Source organism: Arthrobacter sp. NPDC056691, from assembly GCF_042791415.1.
Lineage (GTDB): Bacteria > Actinomycetota > Actinomycetes > Actinomycetales > Micrococcaceae > Arthrobacter.
The window spans coordinates 1-1,356 of the sequence record NZ_JBHTXX010000074.1 but is presented as its reverse complement, the minus strand read 5'-3'; the positions used below and the strand labels follow the sequence as shown (position 1 = coordinate 1,356).

1 protein-coding gene is annotated in these 1,356 nt (G+C 65.0%); it reads right to left on the bottom strand.

The window, feature by feature from the left end; genetic code table 11:
* Positions 1-42: 42 nt before the first annotated feature.
* A complete protein-coding gene (locus ACFRAU_RS26055; protein ID WP_378002019.1) occupies positions 43-1,284 on the bottom strand; it encodes an IS256 family transposase in 1,242 nt (413 codons plus the stop codon).
* Between the last annotated feature and the right edge of the window lie 72 nt (positions 1,285-1,356).

The window sequence follows — 1,356 nt, the reverse complement described above, 5'->3', positions numbered from 1 at the left end:
GGGTCTGTCAATTATTCGGTGTAACTGGGGTGGTTTCTTGTTCTAGTTGCTGCTGGCGGACAGGCGTCCGTCGAAGGTGATCTGGAAGGCGTTCAGGGCGGCTTTCCAGCGGTTGCTCCAGCGTTTTCGGCCCTTGCCGGTGGGGTCCAGGCTCATGATCGCGAGGTAGATACATTTCAGCGCGGCTTGTTCGGTCGGGAAATGGCCGCGGGCGTTCACCGCCCGGCGGATCCGGGCGTTGATGCTCTCGATCGCGTTGGTCGTGCAGATCACCGTGCGGATCTCGGTGTCGAACTGCAGGAACGGAACGAACTCCGCCCACGCGTTGGTCCAGAGCCCGATGATGGCCGGGTACCGCTTCTCCCACGTGCCGGCGAACTCGGCAAACCGGTCCAGGGCCGCGGCCTCGCTCGGCGCGGTGTAGACCGGCTTAAGGTCCTTCGCGATCTGGGACCAGTCCTTCCTCGACGCGTAGCGGAAGCTGTTGCGCAGCAGGTGAACAACGCAGGTCTGCACGATGGTCTGCTGCCACACCGCCGAGACCGCGTCCGGCAGGCCCTTGAGACCGTCGCAGACCACGATGCAGCAGTCCGCCACGCCCCGGTTCTTGATCTCCGTCAGCACCCGCAGCCAGTACTTCGCGCCCTCGCCATCACCGTGCTCGCCGGCCCACAGTCCCAGGATGTCCCGGGTGCCGTCCACCGTGACGGCCAAGGCGACGTAGATCGGCCGGTTCGCGACCTGGCCGTCGCGGATCTTCACGTTCACGCAATCGATGAAGATCACCGCGTACACCGGGTCAAGCGGGCGGTTCTGCCACTCGCCCATCCCCTCCAGCACCCGGTCAGTAATCGTGGAGATGGTCTGCTTGGACACCTCGGCGCCATAAACCTCGGCCAGGTGCGCCGCGATCTCGCCATGTGTCAGGCCCTTGGCCGACAGGGACAGCACCAGGTCGTCCACCCCGCTCAGCCGGCGCTGCCGCTTGGCCACGATCCGCGGTTCGAACGACGCGTCCCGGTCCCTGGGCACGGAGATTTCCACCGGCCCGGCCTCGGTCAGCACCGTCTTGGACCGCCGGCCGTTACGGGAGTTGCCGCCGTCGCGCCCAGCAGGATCGTGCTTGCCATAACCGAGATGGTCGTCCAGTTCGCCCTCCAGCGCGGACTCCATCACCAGCTTCGTCAGCTTCTGCAGCAGACCGCCCTCACCGGTCAACTGCAGCCCCTCAGCCCGGGCACGCTCCGTCAGCTGCCGAACCAGTTCCTCATCCACCGCATCAATCGCAGCGGCCGTCACATCCGTCACGGAGCTCTCCTTTTTCCTCAGGAGTTACACCGACAAATTTACAGTCCC